Here is a 23822-nt window from a genome sequence, read left to right as displayed (position 1 = left end):
TCCGCCCTGGCGGAAGCCCGCAACCATGCCTCCCCCCATGTGTATCGACGTCCGCCGCGCAAACCATTCGGCGCTCGCGCGCTGTCGGCAGACCCCGCGCCGGAGCCCGCAGGCTCCGGCGCGGGATGCCAAAACGGACGACTCCCTACCGCTCGGCGCGGGCGAGCCACCAGGCCACGGCGGCCGTCACGGACGCCGCCACGAGCGCGATCGCCCAAGCGGGCACGATGTCGAGCGCGACGCCGTAGGCGAGCTGGCCCGCCGGCGTGACGCAGTTCGCCAGCATGATCGCGAGCGCCATGACTTTGCCCACGAGCGTTCCGGGACTTTCCACCTGAAGATAGCTCGTCGCGACGATGCTCATGCACATGCACACGGCCATCGTGGGGAGGTACAGGATGACGAGCGCCGTATAGGTACCGAGGGCCGGCAGCGGCACCATGAGCACGCAGGCGATGGCGGCAATACCCGCCACGACCCCGAGCAGCAGCGCGGGGACGCGGCGGATGCCGAGCGTGCCCGGCACCGCCGCCACGATCGCCCCTCCCGCAAGACCGCCCACGGCAAGGGCGCCCTGCAGCACGCCCATGAGCTGGTTGGGCAGACCGAGCGTCTCGGTCACGATATAAGGTGAGCACACGTTGAAAAACGATGAGCCGAACAGGTTCACGAGCGTCGCCGCCATGATGGTGCGCCACATGAGCGGGCGCGAGCGGAGGAAGGCGAGCGCCTCCTTCAGGTCAGCACGCGCCGTGGCGACGGCGCCCGCCGTGCGCGCGGGCGGCTCGTAGGGGACGTGCACGAGGGCCGCCACCACGAGGGCCGATGCGGCGAAGCAGGCGGCGGATATGAAGACGATGGGCGCCAGGCCGAGAAACCCGAACGCGATCCCTCCGGCGACGGGGCCGCCGATCCCCGTGAGCATGCCCACCTGGTTCACGAGCGCCACGGCGCGCTCCACCTCGTGCGACTCCACCAGATGCGGGATCGCAGACTGCACGCACGGCTGGTAGAGCGCCTGGGCGGCGAACGCCAGCATGAGCACGGCCACGGTGGCGGCGATGACCGCCGACGTCCCCGCCGCGAACAGATAGGCCGCCATCGCTATCGCCAGGACCGCGTCCACTGCGATCATGACGCCGCGCTTGCGCGTGCGGTCCGCGATGACGCCGCCGATGGGCGCGAGCAGCGTGTAGGGCACGAACCCCGCCGCGATCACACCTCCGTACAGCGCGCCGGACCCCGTGAGGTTCAGCAGGTGCAGGGGCAGCACGAACTGCAGGATCTCCATGCCGAGAAGCGAGAGCGCCTGGGATGCCATGACCGCTGCGAAGCGCGGGGACGCGAGTCCTCCTCCCCGTCCAGGTGCGGCGCCGCCTTTGTTGGTACCGTTCATGTCGTCCTCTCTTTCATACATTCGGTTGGTATGTATAATGATTCGAAAGAAAGCCGCTCGAAGCGGCTTCTCCCGTCATCACCTGCCGGCAGCGTCAGGACCGATCGTCTTCTCCCCCATCGTCGGCGATGAAATCGCGCGCCAACGTTCCCCATGAGTCGTCCCACATGCGCGCCGGGTCGAAAGACTTCCAATCCACCAGGTCCACGCCGAGCGCGTGCATCACGCGCACGAGCACGCTCACGCGGCGCTCGAACTCGCTCTCATCGGCGAGCGGATGGAACAGCGGCACCATCCACAGGTTGGCGAGCAGCAGCATGACCTCGGCGGTCTCGCGCGGGAACTCGGAGCTCACCGTGCCGTCCGCCACACCCTCGCGTATCACCGGCTCGATATAGCGGTGCGCGACCTCGAGGGCGTCGGCGAACTCCCGCGCCAGAAGACGGGAGTTTTGCACGGGATCCGAGGAGGGCCGCATGGCTCGCAGCATGTCGGCCGACGGCCCCTCCGCCGACGACTCGTCGAGTGCGCGGATCTTCTCGATACCCGAAAGCGACCGATTGGAGATGATGGCCTCGGCCCGCTCGACGACCGAGCGATTCGCCCGCTCGAACACCGCCTCGAAAATATCCTCTTTGCTCTTGAAGTGATGGTAGACCGCGCCCTTGGTGAGCCCGCCGAGGTGGTTCACGATATCGGCCATGGTCGTCTGCTCGTAGCCCTTGGTCATGAACAGCTCCTCGGCCACGTCGAGAATCCGCTTGACGGTCTCCTCGGGATACTTGTTGCGCGCCATGCCGCCCTCCCCCGCTCCGGTCTTCATGGGTATCATACCAACGGTATGTATCTATAGCAAGGACGAGACGGTCCGCATCCGCCGCGGACGGCGCGGGACGCTACCGAAAGCGGCCGCGATGCGCCCGAGTCGTGCCGGACGCGTCATAATGGGGCCACAGCCCGCGTCTCATATGGATTGGAGCGTTCATGGCACGCACGCCCATCGCCCAGATGTCGTTTACCAAGGTCTACCCGCTGCTGGTGCAGAAGGCAGAACGCAAGGGACGCACGCGCGAAGAAGTCGATACCGTCACCTGCTGGCTCACCGGCTACGACCAGGCGGGGCTTGCACGACAGCTCGAACGCGACCTGACCTACGCGGATTTTTTCAACGAGGCGCCCGCGCTCAACCCCCATCGCACGCTCATCACCGGCAAGGTCTGCGGCGTCGACGTCGCGGCTATCGAGGACCCGGTCGAGCAGAACGCCCGCTACCTCGATAAGCTTGTGGACGAGCTGGCACGTGGGCGCGCCATAGAGAAGATCCTGCGCGCGTAAGGAAGACTGCAGCCCGGGAGGCTCTCTCGCGGCCTACAGCGAATTCGGGCCCGCCTTTGCCGAGGCGCGACTCACGGTGCGGACGACGAACCTGCCGCCCGCCCGGGCCGCCGTACCAAGACCGTGCACCGCTGCCCTCCCCGCCTTGCGGGCGATCTTCGCCGCCTGCTGCTTTGCCGCAACGCCCGCCTTATGCGCCGCTTGGTCCAGACGCTCTTCGATCTTGGTCGCCTGGCGCCCAGAATACGTGCGCTGTCCACGGCTGATGAGCGCCGCCCCGCCCGCAATGGCCGCCACGCCGGGGCCGGGCAGGATGCACATGGGCACGCCCGCAACCGCAAGGGCCGTGCCCGCAACCATCTGCGCGGCACCCTTGGCCTTTGCACCGCGGGACACCTCGGACGCTGCGGGCTTCTTGCGATCTGCAGGCGGCTGAACGCCGCACTTGGCTTTCTTCATGGAGTATCAATCCTCAATTTGGCAACGAACTCATCGGTCCTCGTCGTGCCGTATACCCCGCGCCCGGCTTGCGCGATCGCGCTTCATGCTTTCCTAAGGAAGCTCCGAGTCATTCATGAACGAACGGGGGTCTTTTCGGCGTTTGCGCAGGAATCGCCTTTTGACGTCCCCGCTTATTCATGAACCTCTGTTAGACCCGCGGATACGGGGCCCCTTCGCGTTCATGAAATAGCGTGGGGCGGCGACGAGCGGCGGGAAGCTTCCGTTCCGGCTCGCAGGGACCGCAGGGGCCGCCGGATGGGTTGAAACGAACCCGTCCCCAAGCAACCCATGAAAAAGCCGACCGACGCACGCCTAGTCGGAGAGCACCGGGATCCGGCGCAGCAGGCGCATGACGGCGCGCACCCCGGGCCCCGCCACGAACAGCTGCCACAGGAGCGCCATGGGGAAGTTCATCGCCACGGTCTGAATCCACGTCGCCACGAGCTCGCCCGCAGGCGGCTGCTTGAACGCGAGCGTCGCCACCAGGCTCATCATCGGGCACATGCTCCAACAGGTGAACGCCCCTATGAGCACGGTGACGAGCAGTGCCGGCACCTTCGTGGGGTCGAGAAGCCTGAACGTGAGACGGTGCGCGATGCGCCCGCCGACAAGCGTCTCGAGCACGATCACCGCGACCATGAGCGGCACGATGTCGGCAAACGGCGCGGCAAACAGCTCCGTCTTGAGCCCGCCGGCCATGAGCGCCCGGTTGTACAGCTCCATCCCGTAGACCATCGCGAATGCCATAAGCAGGGAGAACACGATGCGTTGGGCTTTTGTTTTGGGCATGGTTCGCCTCCATTGCGCCCAGCCCTCATGTCTGCACGCCACGCGCTGCGGGAGGGCAACTGGACTTATGCCTTCCCGCAGCGCGTTGCGCCACACATGCTAGCACGGCCCAGACCGCAGCTCTCAGAAACACCATCAAACGCCGAGCAGCTCGTGCAGCAGGCGCTCGCGGCCGTTGATGAACATCTCGGTCACCTGATAGCTGTCGGTCTCCTCGTAGGCCACCTCGTGCAGGCGCCCGCCGTCGAACGACACGATCTGCGCGCCCGGAAGCCCGAGCAGGATCGGAGAGTGCGTCGCCACGATGAGCTGGCTGCCGTGAAGCGCCAGCTGGTACATCTCGTAGAGCAGCGTGAGCTGGCGGGAGGGCGACAGCGCCGCCTCCGGCTCGTCGAGGAAGTACAGACCGTTTTCCTTTGCGCGATCCTGGATGAAGCCGAGAAACGCCTCGCCATGCGACATCTGGTGCAGCAGCTCATGTGCGCCGGTCGCCGGATTCGTGTAGGTCATCCCCGCATACGATTCGGCGGCGGTCGCCACGTTGTAGAAGCTCTCCGCCCGCAGGAAGAACGTGCTCCAGGGGCGCAGCAGGCCGCGGCCCATCTCGATGCCCTCGTGCAGCGATGAGTGCGAATCCCGCGTGGAGAACGCGTAGTTGGCCGTGCCGCCCTCCGGGTTGAGGCCGTAGGCGACCGCCATGGCCTCAAGCAGCGTCGACTTGCCCGACCCGTTCTCGCCGACGAAAAACGTCACGCTCCCGGAGAGCTCCAGCGGCTCGAAACCCAGACGGGTGAGAGCGGGGATGCCGCGCAGGTACGCATCGCCCGGCACAAGCTCCCAGCGGACGGCAACGGACTTGATGAACGGCGCGCTTCCCATCGTCTCTCCCCAGCACGCGGGCATCATGCATGGAGCTTCGCAGCTTTGCGCTCATCGCGCAGCCGAATGCGGTCGAGCGCCGCCTCGGCCGCCGAGAAGCGGCAGCCGCAGTAGTTTTGCCGGTACATCCCGAGCTCGCGCGATCGACGCGTGGCCTCCGGGTACCATGGGCGAAAATCACGGATGACCGGCGTGAGACCTTGCGCCGTCGCCAAACGCATCAAGACGTCGTTGCAGGTCTCAAACAGCTGGTAAGGCGACACCGCGAGCGTTGTTGCGATATGGTCGAAACCCTCGTCGCAGGCTACGCGCACCGCTTCGGCAAGCCGCAGGCCGTAGCAGGCGCGGCATCGGCGCTCGCGATCGCGTGCCCCGATGGGCGCCACCCCGCGTTCCCACGCGTCATAGTCCTCGCGCGCCTCGATGAGCGGGATGCCGTTCGCAGCCGTCCAGCGGCGCAGCTCCTCAAGCCGGCGGTCATGTTCGTCTTTCGGCTGGATGTTCGGGTTCGTCCAGCAGATCGTGGGCTCGAACCCCTCTTCCTCCAGCATGCGGACCGGCTCGAGAGAGCACGGCGCGCAGCAGGCGTGCAGCAGAAGCCGCGTCATCGTTCCTCCTCACGCTCCCGGTCGGGCTCGCCGTCGCCGAGAAACTCGACGCCCCAGTCGCGGTCGATGCAGTGCGTGATGCGCGCGTCGGCGAGCATCGCGGCGACGTAGCCCCAGTCGCCCGTGCATCCGGACAGATGCAGCACCGCCACGAAGTAGGCCAGCACCGGCCAGCCGCTCACGACGCCGAGCGCCAAGAGCAGCAGCGTCACCGCGAACGTCGGCGCGAGCGCGATCGCCAGGTACTGTCCGCGCGTGTAGACGACATCTTCGGCGCAGGCATAGAGCATGCCCGCCTTCCAGTTCGCCCCGAACGTAATCTTGGTGCCGGCGGGGGCGAACGCCTTGAAGAAGATGGCATGGACGAGCTCGTGGACGGCAAGCGAGGCGAAGCATCCGACGGCTCCGGCGGCAAACCACCAGAACGCCGGGGGCAGGACCGGGAAACGCGAGTCCTCTCCCGTGAAAACGGAGGCGAGCTCGCTGCCCGGCAGGCCCAGCATGCCCGGCGCGCCCGAGACGAACCACGCGATGCCCGCGATCGCGCCGACGACCAGCGTCGCCGCCGTCATGCGCATCATGCGCGCCAAAAACGCCTTGTCTTCAAAGGTATGTATGCAGGCAATCCTTTTCATGCCCTGAGGATACCACGGAGCGCAGGGCGCCGCCTCCCGCGCGGTAAACCGGGGCCCGACATCCTCACGCGGTCGCCCTCATCGCCTGAGTGGAGGCTGCGCGCCTCGGAATTGCTGAAAAATCGGCGTTGTATGCGAGTTGATTGCGCACTCCCTTGTTTTGGCATGCTGGGGAGGCGCATTTCCCCAGTTGAGCGCCGTGAGCCATGTGCCTCTTTTTACGGATCCGAAATCAATCCATCTACAACGTCGATTTTTCAGCAATTCCGAGGCGCGCAGCCTCCACTGACGGCCTTGCGGGACCTCGCGGCGGCGTTCCGACCGCCCGCGACGCCCCCCGAGCGCGAACGCGGGCTCAAGCCGCGACGGGCCACGGGCGGGCGCCAGGCCGCTCTCTGTCGTTTTTTACGTATTGCCGCCGCAACCTGCACGCCCTTGGCCTTGTGCGATAATGGGTCACCGTATGCACGTCGAATCAACACGCACTGAGGAGCCCGCATGGCACACAAGCTCAGCAAAGATTGCCGCCCTTCATGGCCGCACCGCGCCATCGTCACCGCAGGCATGCCGTATGGAAACAAGAACCTGCACTTTGGACACGTCGGCGGCGTGTTCGTCCCGGCCGATTTCTTCGCGCGCTTCCTGCGCGACCGCCTGGGCAAGCAGAACGTGATCTTCGTCTCGGGCACCGACTGCTACGGCTCCCCCATCATGGAGGGCCATCGCAAGCTGCGCGAGACCTGCGGCACCGACTGCACGCTCACCGATTACGTGCAGGCCAACCACGACCTGCAGCAGTCCGCGATCGACGGCTTCGAGATCGAGCTCGACCTGTTCGGCGGATCCGCCCTTCCGCCCGCGGCGCCCATCCACAACCAGACGACCGCGGAGATCATCGAGCGCCTCAACGAGCGCGGCGTGCTCCACAAGCGCGCGACCAAGCAGTTCTACGACGTCCGCGCCGGTCAGTTCCTGAACGGCCGCCAGGTCGTCGGCCGCTGTCCCATCCAGGGCTGCAAGTCCGAGAAGGCCTACGCCGACGAGTGCGATCTGGGCCATCAGTACGAACCCGAGGAGCTCATCGCTCCCAAGTCCGCCCTCACCGGCGAGACCCCCGAGCTGCGCCCGGTCGACAACATCTATTTCGACCTGCCCGCCTATCTCGATTTCCTGAAGGACTACACCAGAAGGCTCGAGGCCAACGAGACGGTGCGCCCCGTGGTGTCCAAGACCATGGAAGAGTGGCTGCTGCCCGCCCAGATTTATATCCAGAACAAGTTCCGCGAGGCGTTCGACGCCATCGAGGGCCAGCTGCCCGCCCACACCGTGACCGAGCCCGAGGGCAACAAGAGCTCGTTTACCGTCACGTTCCCCAGCTGGGAGGAGCGCGACGCGGCGCACGAGGTGCTCGCCGCAGGAGGGGTGCGCTTCCGCTCCGGCAAGGCGCTCGTCCCCTTCCGCATCACCGGCAACATCGAATGGGGCGTGCCCGTGCCCGACGAGTGCGGCTGCTCCGGCCTCACCTGCTGGGTGTGGCCCGAGAGCCTCTGGGCGCCCATCAGCTTCACCCGCACCGTGCTGGCCGAGGCCGAGCGCGCAGGCCGCGCGGACCGCTATGCGAGCCTCGACTGGCACGACTGGTGGTGCAGCGAGGACGCGCACGCCTACCAGTTCATCGGCCAGGACAACATCTACTTCTACGGCATCGCGCAGACGGCCCTGTGGGAGGCGCTCGGCTGCCACATGCAGCAGAGCACGCTCGTGGCCAACTACCACGTGCTCTACATGGGCAAGAAGGCGAGCTCCAGCTCCCAGACCCCGCCCCCGCCCGCCGCGGAGCTGCTGGAGCACTACACCGCCGAGCAGCTGCGCGCGCACTTCCTGTCGCTCGGCCTCGGCGAGAAGCCCGTCTCGTTCAGCCCCAAGGCCTACGACACGCGCGAGACCGGCAAGAACGCCGACGGCACGCCGCTGCTCGCACGCGACGACAAGCGCGTCATCGACCCCGTCCTGAAGGAGGGCGCGCTGCTCACCGGCGTGTTCAACCGCCTGGCGCGCTCCTGCTTCTACGGCGTGGCCGAGAAGGAGGGCGACGAGGCGAGCCACCGCTGCGGCTGCATCCCCGCAGGCACCCCCGACGCCGGCGTCATCGAGGCATCCGAGCAGGCCGTCCTCGCCTTCGAGCAGGCCATGCACACCTTCGAGTTCCACCACGCCCTCACCGTGTGCGACGGCTACCTGCGCGCCGCGAACAAGCGCTGGAGCGACGCGAGCAAGGCCGCCAAGAACGCCGAGGACGACGCCGCGATGAAGCAGGCACTCGTGAACGCCTTCCACGAGCTGCGCGTGGCGACCGTCCTCATGCACGGCATCGTGCCGGTCGGCTGCGAGCTCATCTGCGAGCACTTCGCCATCGACCCCGACACGTTCTTCTCGTGGGATCGCATCTTCGACACCTGCGACGAGCTCGTGGCGAGCCTGGGCGAGAAACCCGGCGAGCACAAGGTGGTCCCGCTGCCGCCGCGCTTCGATTTCTTCGAGAAGCATCCGAGCCAGCAGTAGGCTCGCATCGCATCGACGCGCACGGGGAGGGCCTTCGGTCCTCCCCGTTTTTATGTGGCGTCGCCTTGTTGCGCCTTCTCATCCAGGATGGGACAAGGCATACTCTGAACCCTGCAATCGACCGCATCGCCGACGGCGCCCGCCGCGCCCCGGCATGAAAGGACATACCACATGGGACTTGATCTTCAGATGCGCACGGCGCGCGCAGAGGAAGCCGCCCGCGTCGCCGAGATCCTCGAGGACGGAAAGCGCACGATCGCGCAGTTCGGCATCGAGCAGTGGCAGCGCGGCTACCCCAACATTGAGAGCGTGCGCGCCGATATCGCGACGGGTTCCTGCTACGTTGCTGAGGACCCCTCCGGCGCGCTCGTGGGCACCCTGGCGCTTTTGGGCGGCATCGATCCCGAGTACTGCCGCGCTCAGGTCCCCTGGTTGACGCCCAATCCGTTCGAGGGCGAAGAGGATGCCCCCTATCTCGCCATCCACCGCAGCGCCACGGCAGCAGAGGCGCTCGGGGGCGGCGTCATGGGCTTCATGTTCGACGCCGCCGAGGCCATCGCGCGGGAGCGCGGCGCCCGAAGCATCCGCATCGACACCCATCCGGGCAACCGCGCCATGCGCGGCTTTCTGGCCAAGCAGGGATTCTGCGAGATCGCGCCCATCGAGCTCACGCAGAAGGACGAGAGCGAGACCGACCTCGGCCGCATCGCCTACGAGAAGCTGGTCTAGCCATGGCCCGTCTGTACCTCATGCGCCACGGCCAAACGGAGCACAACGCCCGCGGCATCCTGCAGGGCGGACTCGACTCGCAGCTGACCGAGCGCGGCGTCTCCCAGGCGCGCGCCGCTGCATCATGGCTGCGCGACCACGCCGCAAACGTGGGAGCCGTCTGCAGCTCCCCGCTCGGGCGGGCGCGCCGCACGCTCGAGATCGCATGCGATGCGCACCCCGCGCTCGCCTCGCGCCCCTCATCGGTCGACCCCTGCCTTGCCGAGCAGCGCTACGGCGCGCTCGAGGGCCGCGCCCTGGACGACCTCCCGCAGGATCCCTGGAAGCCGGGCGAGGCGTACCGCACGCACGGCGGAGACACCCAGGCCGATTCCTCCGCGCGCATCGTCGCCGGCCTTGCGCGCATCATGGAGGCGCACCCCGGCCTCGACGTGCTCGCCGTCTCGCACGGCACCGTCATGGGGCTCTTCTGGGCGGCAAGCGAGCACGACCGCGCCTGCCCTCCCCCGCCGCTCGACAACGGCTCCATCCTCGTCTTCGAATTCGATGGCGAGCGGAACGTCTTCACCTACCTCGGGGCGCGCTCCTGACCGCAAAGCCGATGGCGCCCCTACACGCCGAGCAGCGAGCACACCTCGTCGAAGGAACACGCGCCGGCGCGCTCGACCGGGCGCTCGACCAGGACCACGCGCGCCCCGGCGTCGCGCGCCGCGGCGAGCTTCTCCCCTTCGCCGCCCGCAGCTCCGGACGCCTTGGTCACCAGCCAGCGGGCATCGATCTGCCTGAGCATCGCGGCGTTGAGCTCGCGCGAGAACGGCCCCTGCATGGCGATGATGCGCGCGGCGGGAAACCCCAGACCGCGCAGGCGGGCGATCGCGGAGGCATCGGGCAGCACGCGCAGATAGACGCGCTCGAGCAGCTCAGGGGAGGCGAACGCGTGCGCCTCCTTGCTGCCCGTCGTGACGAGCGCGCACCCTTCGCACGCGCGAAGATACGCCGCCGCATCCGCCACGGAGGCCACGCGCACCGCCTCGCCCTCCTCGTCCAGCCGTCCGCGGGCGAGGCGCACGTAGCGTGAGCCGGTGCGCGCGCACGCGGCCGCGATGGTGCGGCTCGCCTCGACGGCGAACGGGTGCGTGGCGTCGACAACCGTCTTACAGCCCCTCAAGGCGACCGCCATGCCCTCCTCGTCCAACCGCCCGGCATGGACCTCGATGCCGGGCAGATCGCAGACGAGTGCCTCGCCGTAATCGGTCGCCGTGAACGCGCGGGCATCCCGCCCGCAGGCGGACAGGCGCTCGCAGAGCTCGCGACCCTCGGTGGTGCCGGCAAAGACGGCGACCTCCCCGCTCATCGATGCCCCGCGCGCGTGATCTCGTACAGCAGTGCGTTCACGATCGCGGTCGCCACCGTCGAGCCGCCCTTTCGGCCGCGCGCCACGATCGCCGGCACCGTACGCGCGAGCAGCTCTTCTTTCGCCTCGACCACGTTCACGAACCCCACGGGCACGCCGATGACCAACGCGGGATCGATGCGGCCGGCGTCCATCAGCTCGCACAGGCGCAGCAGCGCGGTCGGCGCGTTGCCCACGGCGATGATGAGCGGGCCGTCGATAGCGCATGCGCGGTCCATGCTCGCATGCGCCCGCGTGGTTCCCGCCGCGCGTGCCGCCTCGGCGACCTCAGGGTCCGCCATGAAGCACGTCGCGGTGCACCCCAGCTTCGCAAGCGCCGGCTTGCTGATGCCCGAGAGCGCCATGTTGGTATCCGTCACGATCGTGGCGCCCGCGCGCAGCGCCTCGAGCCCGCGCGCGACCGCATCGTGCGCAAACGTCAGCGTGTCGGCGAACGAGAAGTCGGCGGTCGTATGGATGACGCGCTTGATGACGGGCTCCTCAAGCGGGTCGAGCGCGCGCTCGCCCAGCTCCCGGGTGATGATCTCAAAGCTCCGGCGCTCGATCTCATGCGGAGCGGTGTACAGGTGATCCATGGGACCAACTCCTCCTTGTCTCATATCAACGCCTTGCGGCCGAGCGTCCCGCTCCCCTGCGCCTACGCGCCCTGCTCGATGATGCGGTACACGGCGTCCATGTCCAGGGCGGCGCGCACGGCATCGGCGAGCAGGTCGTACTGGTGGTCCTTATGGGAGCGCGCGTCTGCGGCCGACGGCACCGTCGAGGCGGGGAGCCCGCGCCGGCGCAGCAGCGCATCGACCAGGGCGTCGACCATGCAGCCGTCGTCGAGCAGCCCGTGAAGGTAGGTTCCCAGCACGTTGCCGCGCACCGCCCCGTGCATGCGGACGGCCCCATCCGCCTCCCGCACCGATCCCGCCGGCGCGGCATCGACCCGCGTGTCGCCCGCATGGATCTCGTACCCGTGGGCGACCAAGCCGTCCCAGCACGAGAAGACGCCCATGCCGGGATGCAGGGAGAGCTCGGTCTGGGTCAGATGCTTGCGCTCCGCGAACGTCGTACGGATCGGAAGCAGGCCGAGTCCCGGCGCCGATCCCCCGCCCTCGACCGACAGGGGATCGTCGATCCCCTCTCCCAGCATCTGGTACCCGCCGCAGATGCCCAGCACCGGCGTGCCCTGGTCGGCAAGCGCCAGCGCGCACGCCGCGATGCCCGTCGCGCGCAGCCATGCCAGGTCGGCAAGCGTGCTCTTGGTGCCCGGGAGCACGAGCAAGTCCGGTCGGCCCAGGTCCTCCGCGCGCTCCACATACCGCAGCCCGACGGCCGGATGGCGCATCAGGGGGTCGAAGTCGGTGAAATTCGACAGGTGCGGCAGGCGCACGACCGCCACGTCGATCGCGCGGTCGTGCCCGCGGGCGCCAAGACGGCTCGAAAGGCTGTCCTCGTCGTCCAGATCGATATCGAGATAGGGAACCACGCCCAGCACCGGGACGCCGCAGAGCTCTTCGAGCGGCTTCAGGCCCGGCTTGAGGATGGAGGCGTCGCCGCGGAACTTGTTGACCACAAGGCCGCGCACGCGCGCCCGATCCGCCTCATCGAGCAGCGCGACGGTGCCGTAGAGCTGGGCGAACACCCCTCCGGGGTCGATATCTCCCGCAAGCAGCACCGGCGCGTCGATCAGGCGCGCGAGCCCCATGTTGACGATGTCGTCGCGCTGCAGGTTAATCTCGGCAGGAGAGCCCGCGCCCTCCACGAGCACCACGTCGAAGTCCGCCGCGAGCCGATCGTACGCCTCGCGGATGGTCGGGATGAGCGAGCGCCGATACGAGAAATACTCGCGCGCCGGCATGGTCCCGATGGCGCGCCCGGACACGATGACCTGGCTGCCGCGCGCGCCCTCGGGCTTGAGCAGGATCGGGTTCATGGCCACATCGGGCTCGATGCCCGCCGCCTCGGCCTGCATGGCCTGGGCGCGACCCATCTCGCACCCGTCCCTGGTGACGAAGCTGTTGAGCGCCATGTTCTGGCTCTTGAACGGGGCGACGCGCACGCCGTCCTGGACAAGCACGCGGGCGAGGCCCGCCACCAGCAGGCTTTTGCCCGCATTCGACATGGTACCCTGGACCATCAGCGGCTTTGCCATGGCGCCTCCATCCCCTCCTCGCCCGCAAGCGCCGCGCGCGCGGCGTCGATCAGGCGGTCGTTCTCCTCGGGCGTGCGCACGGCCACGCGGATGTAGGCGGAAGAGAGCCCTCCGAACGTGGCGCACGGGCGGACGATGACGCCGCGCGCCGCCATGCGCTCGGCCATATCGGCGACCGGGCACTTCAAGAGCAGATAGTTCGCCTCGCTGGGAACGACCGCGCAGCCGATGTCCTCGAAGGCGCCCGCGATGCGCGGGCGCTCGCCCGCCACGAGCCCTCTCGTGCGGTCGACGAACGCCGCGTCGCCCAAGGCCGCACGGCCCGCGGCCTGCGCGATCGATGAGACGGCCCATGGAGGGCCCGCCGCGTACATACGCGCCGTGAGCTCGACGTCCCCCGACACGACGTAGCCCAAACGGAGCCCCGCCATGCCGTAGAGCTTGGTGAAGGCCCTGAACACGATGAGGCCCGTGCCGGCGGCCGCGGCGCGCACGCGCGAGCGGGAGGCGCCGTCGGCCACGAACCCGAGGAAGCACTCGTCGAGCGCGAGCAGGGCGCCCGCCTCGCGGCACTTCCGCTCGATCGCCTCGAGGACGTCGGGGGCGATCGTCCGACCCGTCGGGTTGTTGGGGCTGCAGAGGAACACGACGTCGACGCTCTCGTCGATCGCGTCGATCAGGCTCATGTCGACGGCGAAGCCGTTTTGCTCGGAAAGCGCGAGCTCGCGCACGACGGCTCCTGCGGCCCGAGCCGCCTGGGCGTATTCCGAAAACGTCGGGGCGCAGACGAGCACCGTCTTGGGCCGCAGCGCCGCCATCAGGCGCCAGATGAGATCGGCCGCGCCATTGCCGCACAGGATGGACGACGCGTCGACCCCCTCGTGCCCGGCGATGGCGGCCGTGAGCTCCCGGCAGTGCGGGTCGGGATAGCGGTCCGCGGTCTCGAGGGCGCGCGATGCCGCCTCGCGTGCGGCGGCGGGCATGCCGAGCGGGTTCGTGTTGGCGGAGAAGTCGACGATGTCCGCGCCCCAGCGCTCGCGGCTCCCCCAGATGTCGCCGCCATGTCCGTAGGGCCGCCGGGCAGCCGTATCGATCGCCCCCATCGCCCCTCCTTTCAACTTGAGTTCCCGCCGGGAACGAGTGTCGTCCGAAGAGGCTCCGGACGGGCCTCCCGGCGCGCCGCGCCCCCGGGCCCGGCTCGGCCCGGCGACGGCAACGCGATATGGGCTGTTCAGCATCTCCCTAGCCTATCAGGAAACGGCCGCAGCGTTCGCGGGATCGCCCGCGGCATGCGCCGGGCCCGGCCAAAACGTGCGACAATGGTCCCAGCGCAAGGAGGCCGCCATGATATACACACCGCTCACCAACCGCGCGATGCGCATCGCCTACGCGGCGCACGACGGGCAGACCGACAAGTGCGGGACGCCCTACGTCTTCCACCCGTTCCACCTCGCGGAGCAGATGCCCGACGAGCACGCGGTCTGCGTCGCGCTGCTGCACGACGTGGTCGAGGACACCGATACCACCCTCGACGAGCTTGCCCGTGCGTTTCCGCCCGAGGTCATCGACGCCCTGCGCCTGCTCACGCACGAGGCGGGCGTGCCCTATCTCGACTACGTCCGCGCCATATCCGTGAACCCGCTGGCACGCGCGGTCAAGCGGGCCGACCTCGCGCACAACCTCGACACCTCGCGCTATGCGGGCAGCACCCCGCCGCCGGCAGAGGAATGCTCCCGCAGGTGCAAGAGGTACCGGGACGCGCTCGCCATCCTCGACGAGGTTGCCGGCGGGGCCGGGGCCGACCCTGCCGGCAACCCGGATTGACGCCCCGCCTCGTCACCCACACCCTCGCTCTCCCTTGGATGAGGCGAAAGCCCCTTCGGTCCTGTATGATGGAGAGCCGCTTGACGTCAGCCGCGCCCAACCGGCGAGGCGCGCGAGGCAGCGCGCCCGACGCCAAGCCCCTACCCAACCGATGTCGTGAGCGAGGGTTCATGATTCTGTCTTTGGCGCCCATGGAAGGGCTGACCGGTCACACGTTCCGAGCGATCCACGCCGAGTGCTTCGGGGCCCTCGACCGGTACTACACGCCGTTCATCGCACCCCCGCGGGTCGGGAGCTCGTTCGGAGGGCGCGTCCGCGCGGAGCTCGACCCCGAGGTCAACCGGGGCCTGGTCGTGGTGCCGCAGCTGCTCACGAAAGACGCCGACGAATTCGTATGGGCGGCAGGCCTTCTCGCCGACATGGGGTTTACGGAGGTCAACCTGAACCTGGGATGCCCCTCGGGGACGGTCGTCTCCAAGGGCAAGGGCGCAGGGTTCCTGCGCGACCTCGAGAGGCTCGACGCGTTTTTGGACGAGATCTGCGCCCGCTCCCCCCTCCCGGTTTCAGTCAAGACGAGGATCGGCGTCTCGGATGACGCGGAGTACGAGCACATCCTGGAGGTGTATCGGCGCCACGAGCTCGCGGAGCTCATCGTGCACCCCCGCGTCCAGAAGGACCGCTACCAGGGCACACCGCGCCAAGAGGCCTACGGCGCGACCCTGAGGGCCGTCTCGTGCCCGGTCGCGTACAACGGGGACGTCTTCGGCGTCGACGACATGGACGCGCTCCTTGCGGCGTATCCGGAAACGCGCCACGTGATGCTGGGCCGCGGCATCCTCGCCAACCCGGCGCTCGCCCGCATGCTGAAGGGCGGGCCGGCCGCCACGGCAACCGAGCTCGAGCGCTTCCATGACAGGCTGTACGGCGCCTACGAGGCCGAGATGGGCGGCAACGCGGTCTTCCGCATGAAGGAGTGGTGGTCCTACGCCCGGTTCGCCTTCGCGGACCCGCAATCGGTGCACCGCGCCGTCAGGAAGGTCCGCAAGGCCGACGAGTACCGTGCGGCGACGGAGCGGGTCTTTCGCACCGAGCGCCTCGCGGCCACAGCGCGCTTCCAGGCGGCGTGACGGCCGCCCCGTCTCGCCGTCACGCCACGGCCAAGCGGATGCAGGATGCGACGGCGAGCGCCACGAGCACGCCGGCGACCATGAGGCGGTTCGCACGGCGGATGTCTTCCACCTGGATGGGACGCACCGCGTCGCCGATCGTGGGCTTATCCACCATGCGGCCGGCGTAGGAAGCCGGTCCCATGAGCCACACGCCCAGGGCGCCGGCCATGACGGCTTCGGTCTGGGCGGCGTTGGGGCTCGCATGGCGCGCGCGGTCGCGCCGCCAGATGCGCCAGGCGCCTTCACCGGACAGGCCGACCAGGGGGGCGGAGACGATGAGGCACAGGGCGGCGAAGCGCGCGGGAACGAAGTTCACGACGTCGTCGAGGCGCGCGGAGGCGCGCCCGAAATGGAGATAGCGCTCGTTCTTGTAGCCGACCATGCTGTCGAGCGTGTTCACGGCCTTGTACGCCATGGCGAGCGGCGCCCCGCCGACCATCATGTACAGAAGCGGCGCCACGACGCCGTCGTTCGCGTTCTCGGCGACCGTCTCGACCGCGGCGCGCACCACCCCCGCCTCATCGAGCGCACCCGTGTCGCGCCCCACGATGCGCGACACCGCCTGGCGCCCCGCCTCCAGACCGCGCTCGGTGAGCGCCGAGGCCACCGCCATGCTCTGTCGCCTGAGCTCGCAGGTAGCGAGCAGCTGATAGCACAGCCACGTCTCGAGCGCGAAGCGCAGCGCCGGGTGCAGCATGCCGGCGAGCGCGAGCGCGCACCAGGTGACCAGGCCCGAACCCAGCGGCAGGCCGAAGGCGAGCACGCGGCCCGCCGCGCGGCGGCCGGAGGGCGTATCGGGAAAGACGCTGCGCAGGCGCGGTTCCGCCCAGGAGATGATGCGCCCCATGCCGACCACGGGGTGCGGCAGCCAGCGCGGATCGCCGAGCGCTGCATCGAGCGCGAAGCCGAGCAACACGGCGGCAAGCGTCATCATAGGGCACCGCCTCCCCGCTCAGGCCTTCCCAGCACCGCGAGGTGCGCGCCGTCCCAAGAAAACGTCCAGCGCCCGGCGGGAGGGGTGTTCGCGTCGAAGTAGGCGACGGCGGGGCGGGCAAGCTCGCTTGCCACCGCGCGCACCGTGCCCGCATGCGCGACGACGACGCAGCGCGCGTCGCCCGCGCGCATGCGCTCGTCGGCAAGCGCGCGAAACGCCTCGACCGTGCGGCGCACGAACCCCGCCTGGTCCTCCCCGCCCGGGCAGGGCGCCGTGCAGCCTCCCTCGACCCAGGCGCGATAGGACGCGTCGTCGGCAAGGTCGGCAAACGACTTGCCCTCGAACGCGCCGAACGCCATCTCGCGCAGACCGCTCACGACCACCTGCCGGGCCGCCGGGAACAGGATGGAGGCGGTCTGGGAGCAGCGGACCATGCCGCTCGTGTAGACGACCGTCACGGACGGGTCGGCGTCCATCCCCTCAAGCCGCCGCGCCCCCTCTTTCGACAGCGGGGTGTCGCTTCCCGCGCCCTCGTACCGGCGAGCCGCCGTGCCCCGCGTGGCGCCGTGGCGAACGAGCTCGACGATCATAGCTCCCCCTTGATGACCTGGGGCAGCCCGCAGACCAGGCGCACGACCGTATCGGCGCGCCCGGCGAGCAGGCAGGCGAGCCGTCCGGCGCGCTCGCGCCAGGCGCGCTCGGCATCGTCGACGGGGACGACGCCGCATCCCACCTCGTCTATCGCGACGACATCGAGCCGGGAGTCGAACAGCAGGCGCAGCGCCTCCTCGGGCGCGCGGTCGCGCACGAGCTCCTGAGCGCGCACGGCGACGCGGACGCCCGCGCACGGCCCCTCGAGGTCGCGCGCGTCCGCGATGCACGCGGGCCCGACGCCCAGGCACCGTTCCGCAAAGGCGCGCTTGCCCGCGCCGAAACCTCCGACAAGCAGGATCAAAAGAGTCCTCCCAACACGATCGCAGCCTCCATGACGAGTTCGGAAACCTGGATGTACCAGCCGGCAAGGTCGCCCGTGATGCCTCCGAACTCGGCCAGGCAACGGCGACGATGGGCGGCGAACAGCGCGAGCGCGAGCGCCGCCGCGCACGCCCCCCGAGCGCCCGCGAGGACGACGAGCAGAACGGCGGCCAGCACGGCCTGCACGATGAGCGCCCGACGCGTCGCGCGCTCACGGGAGTCGTCTCCGGCAAGCGCCGCCGCCATGCCCTCGGGCCGCGCATGGGGCAGCGTGACCACGGACAGGGCGCCCAGCGCGCGCGACAGCGCGCACATGGGCACGAGGGCGAGCGCCGCGCCCGCGCGCGGCCCCCAGCACGCGAACAGCGAGAACTGCATGAGCAGGTAGAGCACGATCGCCATCACGCCGAACGCACCGATATGCGGGTCCTTCATGATCTCGAGCTTTCTTTCGCGCGCGGCGTGACTCGAGCGGGCGTCGGCCACATCGGAAAACCCGTCCATATGGATGCCGCCGTTCACGGCGAACGGCAAGGCGACGAGGACCGCGGCGACGACCGGGGTGGGAACGCCGAGCGCATGGGCCGCCACCAGCCACGCGCCCGAGACGAGGCCCTGCACCGCGCCCACGGCGGGCAGCGCCGCCAGCGCCCCGCCCGTCCAATCGGCGCGGTCGAGCAGGCGCTGCGGAACCGGGACGCGCGAAAACGTCGCGAACGCCGCGGCGAGCGACGGCACGGCCCTCATCGTGCACCGTCCTTCCATACGTCCATGCTCCCCCGCAGCCACACGGGCAGCCCGCAGACCACCTCGACCGCGCACGCGCTCGCGGCCGCCAGCTCGGCGTTCACGCGCGCGAGCGCATCGAGGTAGGCCTCCGTCCCCTCGTCATACCGCACGCCGTCGCGCCCTGTGTCGATCGAGACGGCGACCACGTCGTCCGCGCGGTCGGCGAGATGGTCGATGCCGGCGACCACGCGCCGCGCCGCTCCTTCTGCATCGAGGCAGCCGCCCGCATCCTCCCTGCCGGAGAAGAGCTCGTTGGCCACGAGGTTGCCCACGTCCTCCACGAGCGCGACATCGACCGGCTCGATCTTTGCGTGCGCGAGCCCGCGGGGACATTCGAGCACCGAGAACCCCTTGCCGGCGCGCAGGCGCCGGTGGCGCTCGATGCGCGCCTCGGCATCCGCGCCCGCACGCTCCATCGTCGCCACGTAGAGCACCCGCCCGCCGCGCGCGCAGCACAGCCCCTCCGCGAAGGCGCTCTTGCCGCACGCGGCGCCGCCGAAGACAAGCGCCCGCACGCTAGCTCAGCTCCCGGTAGGCGTCCATGCCGCACGCATCGAACGAGGCCGCCTCGTCGTAGACCGCAAGCGCCATGTCGAGCAGGGGCAAAAGCGCCATGGCGCCCGTGCCCTCGCCCAGATGCATGCCCGCCTGCAGCGGGGCGCAAAGCCCCAGCTCGTCCAAAAGCAGGCGCGCGGCGGGCTCCGACGAGCAGTGGCTAGCCACGAGATAGCCCGAGAGCTCGGGTGCGATCCGGACCGCGGCGAGCGCGGCCGTGCACGAGATGACGCCGTCGAGCACCGCGGGGCAGCCGTGTGCGGCGGCGCCCAGATACAGCCCGCACATGGCGGCGATGTCAAGGCCGCCCACGGCGGCGAGCACGTCCACGGCATCGGCGCACGCGTCGACCTGGTTCACCCGCAGTGCCCGCTCCACGACCGCGCGCTTGCGGGCGAGCCCCTCGCTCGTGAGGCCGGCGCCGCGCCCCACGGTGAGCTCGGGCGCAGCGCCGGTCAGCGCGCTTGCCACCGCGGCGCTCGTCGTCGTGTTGCCGATGCCCATCTCGCCGGCGGCGAGCACGCGCGCGCCGGCATCTGCCAGCAGTCCCGCCACGTGCGCGCCCACCCCGATCGCCCGAAGCACCGTGTCGCGCGGGCAGGCCGGACCGAGGGCGATGTCGGCGGTCCCGCGCATCGTGGCGCAGACGTGCATCCACGCGTCGTCGACCGGCTCGGCCATGCCGACGTCCACGGGCACCACGGCGCAATCGGCGATGCGGGCCATGCAGCTCACGCTCGCCGTGCCGCCGCAGATGTTGTGCGCCGCCGTCAGCGTGACCTCCTGACCGCTCTGCGAGATCCCCTCGGCGACGACCCCGTTGTCGGCGAAGAACACCGCGAGGGCCCGCGGGGCGCTCACCGGATGCGGCGTTCCCTGGGCCGCCGCGAGCGTGCAGACGGCGTCCTCGAGCAGCCCCAGGCCCCCTAGGGGCTTGGCGACCGCCGCCCAATGGCTCCGGGCCGCCGCGCGCGCCTGCGCGTCGGCGGGCCGGATACGCGCCGTCAGCGCGCGCAGCCACGCGTCGTCGGCGGCGCCCGCGCCGCCGCCGTCCGCGGGGCATGCCCGCCACCGATTCTCGAATGCGCTCTCGATCTCGTCAGCCCTCATTGCTCCCCTGCTTTCTGTGTCGATCGCACGCGCGCACGAAGGCGCGCGCGGCCTCGGGATTCGACGGATAGTACACGTGCGGAAAACCCGCCGCGAGCGAGGGCGCGTGCACCAGGCAGGGCCAGCTGCGCTCACGGCGGGGCTTGCGCGCCACGGCGTCGTCCCCCTCGAACTCGGCACGCCAATAATGGAACTCATGCCCGCGCAGCGCAACGCCGGCGTCCCCGTAGAGACCGGGTGCGCCGCAGGTCAGCTCGATATACCCGAAATGCTCCAGCCCACCCCCGCGGCGCGCGGCCCCCTTCAGCGCGCCGACCATGGGCCACACCGCGCCCGCCTCGTCCTCGAGGCGCTCGAGCAGGTAGAGGAAGCCGCCGCATTCCGCCACGCACGGCATGCCGCCCGCCAGCGCGCGGCGGATCCGGGAGCGCAGCGCGCCGTTTCCCGCAAGGGCCTCCGCATGCAGCTCGGGGTAGCCCCCGCACAGGTACAGGCCGTCGGCACCCTCCGGCAGCCCCGGGTCGCGAAGGGGGCTGAACGAGACGAGCTCGGCGCCCATGTCCTCAAGCATGCGCAGGTTCTCTGCGTAGCGGAAGCAAAACGCCTCATCGCAGGCGACGGCGATGCGGGGCGCAGCGCGCCCGACGGGATCGGAGCGGTACGGCTCGACCTCCATCTGCCGGGCGGCGCGCGCGAGCCCTACCAGGCGCTCGAGGTCGATCGTCGCGGCCAGGACGTCGGCCATGGCGTCCACCCGCGCGCGCAGGTCCGCGACCTCGCCCGCCGTCACCAGGCCCAGATGACGGCTTTCCAGGGCGAAGGCGTCGTCGCGCGGAACGTAGCCGACGACCTCCACGCCGCATTCGCGCTCGATCGCCTCGCTCGCATAGGCGCACGCATGGGCGCTGCAGCCGTTGAGGATCACGCCGCGCACATCCGCATCCGGCCGGAACCGGCAAAAGCCCTGCACCGTCGCCGCCAGCGAGGTCGAGGCGCCGCGCGCGGGCACGACCAGCACCACCGGGGTCGCGGTCGCGCGCGCGACATCGTAGGCGCTGCCGTCGGTCGTCCCCGGGGCCATGCCGTCGAACAGCCCCATCGCCCCCTCGACCACCGCGATATCGCAGCCCACCGCACCGCGCGCCATCAGGGAGGCGAGCGTCGGGGTGTCGGAGAAGAACGCGTCGAGGTTGCCTGCCGCGGCGCCAGTGACCTCGCGGTGGAACAGCTGGTCGATGAAGTCGGGGCCGCACTTGAACGCCGCCGGCGCCATGCCCGCGCGCTGGAGCAACCGGATGAGCGCGCAGGTCACGACTGTCTTTCCGCTCCCGCTCGCGGGCGCCGCGATCATCACGCGGGGCGGCAGCGCCACGGCGGTCACGACGCGCCTCCCGCGCGCACGCCGGAAGCGCGACCGAGCCGCACGGACACGATGAACACGGGGTTACTCGCGCGCATCAGGCTATGGGATCCCGCGCGCTCGGCGCGGGCCACGGAGACCTGGCAGATGTCGACGTCCTCGATATCGGGGGCGGCGAGCAGCCGCGTCGCCTCGGCCAGCGTCTCGAGCGACACGCAGGTGAGGCAGATGCGGCACGTCGCCGCGCGCAAGCGCAGGGCGTCCATGATCCCGGCGAGCGCACCGCCGCTCCCGCCGACGAACACGGCGTCGGGAGCGGGCAGGTCGCGCAGCGCGCCGGGAGCCTCGCCCTCGACGACGCGGACGTTGTCCAGGCCGAACGCCGCCACGTTGCGACGGCACAGCTCGACCGCCTCCGGCTTGCGCTCGATGGCGTACACCGCGCCTGCGCGCGCGAGCAGCCCCAACTCGACCGTCACGGAGCCCGTCCCCGCGCCGACATCGAAGACGGTGTCGGTCTCGGCGACGCGCAGCTTGGCGAGCGCCACCGCGCGCACCTCCTGCTTGGTCATGGGGACGCGCCCGCGCTCGAAACGCTCGTCGGGGATGCCCGGCGTGGCCCACGGCCACGGGCGCGCGCACGCCCCGTCCAGGTCGACGAGCATCACGTTCAGGGGGTCGAAGGTGCGGTCGGCGAACGCGGCGGCCGTGCCCGATTCGATGCGCTCGTCCGCATACGAGAGGCGCTCGGCCACCACCACCTCGACGTCCCCCAAACCCGCCGCCACGAGCCGGCCGCACAGCTCGGCCGGGCCGGTCGCCCCCGACGTCACGAGAAACACCGTGCCGCCGCGCGCCGCCTCCCCGACGATATCGCATGCGGCGCCGTGCGCCGTCACGAAGCGCCAGCCCTGCCAGGGCCGACCCAGGCGTGCCGCCAGCATCGACGCGGAGCTGATGCCCGGTATGACCTCGACGGAGCAATCCGCAAGGCCGGGCTCGTCGGCAACGGCCCGGGCGGTGCCCTCGGCCCCGCTGAACAGGCCCGTATCGCCGCTCATGAGCACGCAGGCGCACACCCAATCCCGGTCGCTCGCGAGCGCATGGGCCACATCGGCCGCGCGCGCGGCGACCGCCGTGCGCGCCCCTTCGAACAAGGCGGGCAGCGCCCCCGCGCGCGACGCGCCGCCCGTCCCCTCGACCAGGCGGCGCGCGCCCACCACGAGGTCGGCGCCGCGCAGCGCATCGCGCGCGGCGCAGCTCAGCAGCCCGGGGTCGCCGGGGCCCGCGCCCACGATAGCGATATGCCTCATGCCGCCTCCCTACCGCTTGCCCGCGGCGTCGGCAAGCTCGCGATAGCCGCGCGGCGTCACCATGCGGCCCGCGACCACGCGCGTCTGCGCGTTGCCGACGAACACCGTCGTGAACATGTCAGCCTCGAGACCGGAAAGCTCGCCCAGCGTCGTGAGCCCGTGCTCCTCGCCGTCGCGCCCGATGTTGCGCACCCATCCGCAAACCGTGCCCGCGGCCTTGTGCCGGCCGATGATGCGGGCGGCGCGCTCCAGGTAGTCGGCGCGCTTCCTGCTGCGCGGGTTGTAGAGGCAGATGCACATGTCCGCCCATGCCGCAGCCTCGAGCCTGCGCTCGATCATCCCCCAGGGCGTGAGCAGGTCGGAAAGCGAGATGACCGCGAAATCGTGCGCGAGCGGGGCCCCCAGCACCGCCGAGCCGCTCTGGGCGGCCGTAACCCCGCTCACGATCTCGACCTCGACCGCCGGGAAGCCGTCCGAGAGCTCGAGCACGGGGGCAGCCATGCCGTATACGCCCGCGTCGCCGCTGCACACGAGCGCGACGGCGTCATGGTCGCACGCGAGCTCGAGCGCGCGCCGGCAGCGCTCCACCTCGCGCATCATGGGCGTCGACACGCGCTCCGCCTGGGGGTAGCGGCCGTCCAGCAGCCCGATGTAGGCGTCGTAGCCCACGATGACCTCCGCCCTGCCGAGCGCCGCGTCGGCAGCCGCCGTCAGGCCCGCGGGATCCCCCGGGCCGAGCCCCACCACAAACAGCGTGCCCATGTGACCATCCTCTCTCCGGCACCGTCCGGGCACCGGCATTCCT

26 protein-coding genes are annotated in these 23822 nt (G+C 70.1%); 6 read left to right on the top strand and 20 right to left on the bottom strand.

Going from position 1 to position 23822, the window contains the following annotated elements; translation table 11 throughout:
• Positions 1-145 precede the first annotated feature (145 nt).
• Positions 146-1396 carry an MFS transporter gene (locus QVN30_RS08485; RefSeq protein ID WP_204564407.1) on the bottom strand — a complete coding sequence of 417 codons (1251 nt, stop codon included), beginning with the start codon at positions 1394-1396 and terminating at the stop codon, positions 146-148.
• 94 nt (positions 1397-1490) lie between these two features.
• The gene (locus QVN30_RS08480; RefSeq protein WP_289836062.1) at positions 1491-2219 is read right to left on the bottom strand and encodes a TetR/AcrR family transcriptional regulator; all 729 of its coding nucleotides are present in this window, start codon (positions 2217-2219) and stop codon (positions 1491-1493) included.
• A gap of 161 nt (positions 2220-2380) precedes the next feature.
• On the opposite strand from QVN30_RS08480, the gene QVN30_RS08475 reads away from it, so the two are divergent.
• Positions 2381-2731 carry a DUF2200 domain-containing protein gene (locus tag QVN30_RS08475; protein WP_289836061.1) on the top strand — a complete coding sequence of 117 codons (351 nt, stop codon included), beginning with the start codon at positions 2381-2383 and terminating at the stop codon, positions 2729-2731.
• Between the two features lie 33 nt (positions 2732-2764).
• Here QVN30_RS08475 and QVN30_RS08470 read toward each other — a convergent pair whose 3' ends face one another.
• From QVN30_RS08470 to QVN30_RS08450, 5 genes are all read right to left on the bottom strand, one after another.
• On the bottom strand, positions 2765-3190 hold the full coding sequence (locus QVN30_RS08470) for a hypothetical protein (protein WP_289836060.1): 426 nt from the start codon (positions 3188-3190) through the stop codon (positions 2765-2767).
• Positions 3191-3544: 354 nt separating this feature from the next.
• Entirely contained in the window at positions 3545-4021 is a 477-nt protein-coding gene (locus QVN30_RS08465; protein WP_289836059.1) for a DUF2798 domain-containing protein, read from the bottom strand.
• Between the two features lie 135 nt (positions 4022-4156).
• A complete protein-coding gene (locus QVN30_RS08460) occupies positions 4157-4900 on the bottom strand; it encodes an AAA family ATPase (RefSeq protein WP_289836058.1) in 744 nt (247 codons plus the stop codon).
• Positions 4901-4923: 23 nt separating this feature from the next.
• On the bottom strand, positions 4924-5508 hold the full coding sequence (locus QVN30_RS08455; protein ID WP_289836057.1) for an epoxyqueuosine reductase QueH: 585 nt from the start codon (positions 5506-5508) through the stop codon (positions 4924-4926).
• Positions 5505-6089: a DUF3267 domain-containing protein gene (locus QVN30_RS08450; RefSeq protein WP_289836056.1), complete on the bottom strand. Its 585-nt coding sequence runs from the start codon at positions 6087-6089 to the stop codon at positions 5505-5507. Before QVN30_RS08450 ends, QVN30_RS08455 begins: the two co-directional genes overlap by 4 nt.
• 552 nt (positions 6090-6641) lie before the next feature.
• Here QVN30_RS08450 and QVN30_RS08445 point away from each other — a divergent pair.
• From QVN30_RS08445 to QVN30_RS08435, 3 genes are all read left to right on the top strand, one after another.
• Positions 6642-8705: a methionine--tRNA ligase gene (locus QVN30_RS08445; RefSeq protein ID WP_289836055.1), complete on the top strand. Its 2064-nt coding sequence runs from the start codon at positions 6642-6644 to the stop codon at positions 8703-8705.
• 171 nt (positions 8706-8876) lie between these two features.
• On the top strand, positions 8877-9434 hold the full coding sequence (locus tag QVN30_RS08440) for a GNAT family N-acetyltransferase (protein WP_289836054.1): 558 nt from the start codon (positions 8877-8879) through the stop codon (positions 9432-9434).
• A 2-nt stretch (positions 9435-9436) separates the two neighbouring features.
• Positions 9437-10024, top strand: coding sequence for a histidine phosphatase family protein (locus QVN30_RS08435; protein ID WP_289836053.1), 588 nt, complete (start codon positions 9437-9439; stop codon positions 10022-10024).
• 20 nt (positions 10025-10044) lie between these two features.
• Here QVN30_RS08435 and cobK read toward each other — a convergent pair whose 3' ends face one another.
• The 4 genes from cobK to cobD all read right to left on the bottom strand — a co-directional run bounded on the left by cobK (position 10045) and on the right by cobD (position 14091).
• Positions 10045-10788 (bottom strand): precorrin-6A reductase, encoded by a 744-nt coding sequence (gene cobK, locus QVN30_RS08430; protein ID WP_289836052.1) that lies wholly within the window; start codon positions 10786-10788, stop codon positions 10045-10047.
• A complete protein-coding gene (locus QVN30_RS08425) occupies positions 10785-11423 on the bottom strand; it encodes a precorrin-8X methylmutase (protein ID WP_204564388.1) in 639 nt (212 codons plus the stop codon). Before QVN30_RS08425 ends, cobK begins: the two co-directional genes overlap by 4 nt.
• A 62-nt stretch (positions 11424-11485) precedes the next feature.
• Positions 11486-12988 carry a cobyric acid synthase gene (locus QVN30_RS08420; RefSeq protein ID WP_289836051.1) on the bottom strand — a complete coding sequence of 501 codons (1503 nt, stop codon included), beginning with the start codon at positions 12986-12988 and terminating at the stop codon, positions 11486-11488.
• Entirely contained in the window at positions 12973-14091 is a 1119-nt protein-coding gene (gene cobD, locus QVN30_RS08415) for a threonine-phosphate decarboxylase CobD (protein WP_289836050.1), read from the bottom strand. The genes QVN30_RS08420 and cobD overlap by 16 nt, the downstream gene beginning before the upstream one ends.
• Positions 14092-14332: 241 nt before the next feature.
• On the opposite strand from cobD, the gene QVN30_RS08410 reads away from it, so the two are divergent.
• Together QVN30_RS08410 and QVN30_RS08405 are read left to right on the top strand one after the other, a co-directional pair.
• Positions 14333-14812 (top strand): HD domain-containing protein, encoded by a 480-nt coding sequence (locus QVN30_RS08410; protein ID WP_204541301.1) that lies wholly within the window; start codon positions 14333-14335, stop codon positions 14810-14812.
• Positions 14813-14982: 170 nt separating this feature from the next.
• Positions 14983-15939, top strand: a complete 957-nt coding sequence (locus QVN30_RS08405; protein ID WP_204588376.1) for a tRNA dihydrouridine synthase — start codon at positions 14983-14985, stop codon at positions 15937-15939.
• A 19-nt stretch (positions 15940-15958) separates the two neighbouring features.
• On the opposite strand, the gene cbiB is transcribed toward QVN30_RS08405, so the two are convergent.
• Genes cbiB through cobJ form a run of 9 tightly spaced genes read right to left on the bottom strand, consistent with a single transcriptional unit; the run spans position 15959 to position 23779 of the window.
• On the bottom strand, positions 15959-16915 hold the full coding sequence (gene cbiB, locus QVN30_RS08400) for an adenosylcobinamide-phosphate synthase CbiB (RefSeq protein WP_289836049.1): 957 nt from the start codon (positions 16913-16915) through the stop codon (positions 15959-15961).
• A complete protein-coding gene (locus tag QVN30_RS08395) occupies positions 16912-17505 on the bottom strand; it encodes a histidine phosphatase family protein (protein ID WP_289836048.1) in 594 nt (197 codons plus the stop codon). The genes cbiB and QVN30_RS08395 overlap by 4 nt, the downstream gene beginning before the upstream one ends.
• Complete coding sequence (locus QVN30_RS08390; protein ID WP_204541309.1) at positions 17502-17870, bottom strand: bifunctional adenosylcobinamide kinase/adenosylcobinamide-phosphate guanylyltransferase; 369 nt, start codon at positions 17868-17870, stop codon at positions 17502-17504. Before QVN30_RS08390 ends, QVN30_RS08395 begins: the two co-directional genes overlap by 4 nt.
• Positions 17867-18637 carry an adenosylcobinamide-GDP ribazoletransferase gene (locus QVN30_RS08385; RefSeq protein WP_289836047.1) on the bottom strand — a complete coding sequence of 257 codons (771 nt, stop codon included), beginning with the start codon at positions 18635-18637 and terminating at the stop codon, positions 17867-17869. The genes QVN30_RS08390 and QVN30_RS08385 overlap by 4 nt, the downstream gene beginning before the upstream one ends.
• Entirely contained in the window at positions 18634-19194 is a 561-nt protein-coding gene (locus QVN30_RS08380; protein WP_204564378.1) for a bifunctional adenosylcobinamide kinase/adenosylcobinamide-phosphate guanylyltransferase, read from the bottom strand. The genes QVN30_RS08385 and QVN30_RS08380 overlap by 4 nt, the downstream gene beginning before the upstream one ends.
• 1 nt (position 19195) lies before the next feature.
• On the bottom strand, positions 19196-20344 hold the full coding sequence (locus tag QVN30_RS08375) for a nicotinate-nucleotide--dimethylbenzimidazole phosphoribosyltransferase (protein ID WP_289836046.1): 1149 nt from the start codon (positions 20342-20344) through the stop codon (positions 19196-19198).
• Positions 20334-21725, bottom strand: coding sequence for a cobyrinic acid a,c-diamide synthase CobB (locus QVN30_RS08370; RefSeq protein WP_289836045.1), 1392 nt, complete (start codon positions 21723-21725; stop codon positions 20334-20336). The genes QVN30_RS08375 and QVN30_RS08370 overlap by 11 nt, the downstream gene beginning before the upstream one ends.
• The gene (gene cbiT, locus QVN30_RS08365; protein WP_289836044.1) at positions 21722-23017 is read right to left on the bottom strand and encodes a precorrin-6Y C5,15-methyltransferase (decarboxylating) subunit CbiT; all 1296 of its coding nucleotides are present in this window, start codon (positions 23015-23017) and stop codon (positions 21722-21724) included. Before cbiT ends, QVN30_RS08370 begins: the two co-directional genes overlap by 4 nt.
• A gap of 9 nt (positions 23018-23026) precedes the next feature.
• The gene (gene cobJ / locus QVN30_RS08360; protein WP_087200435.1) at positions 23027-23779 is read right to left on the bottom strand and encodes a precorrin-3B C(17)-methyltransferase; all 753 of its coding nucleotides are present in this window, start codon (positions 23777-23779) and stop codon (positions 23027-23029) included.
• Between the last annotated feature and the right edge of the window lie 43 nt (positions 23780-23822).

The sequence above is a fragment of the Collinsella ihumii genome (assembly GCF_030385545.1).
GTDB classification, from domain to species: Bacteria; Actinomycetota; Coriobacteriia; order Coriobacteriales; family Coriobacteriaceae; genus Collinsella; species Collinsella ihumii.
The sequence above is the reverse complement of the archived record's forward strand: the minus strand, read 5'-3'. Positions and strand labels throughout refer to the sequence as shown.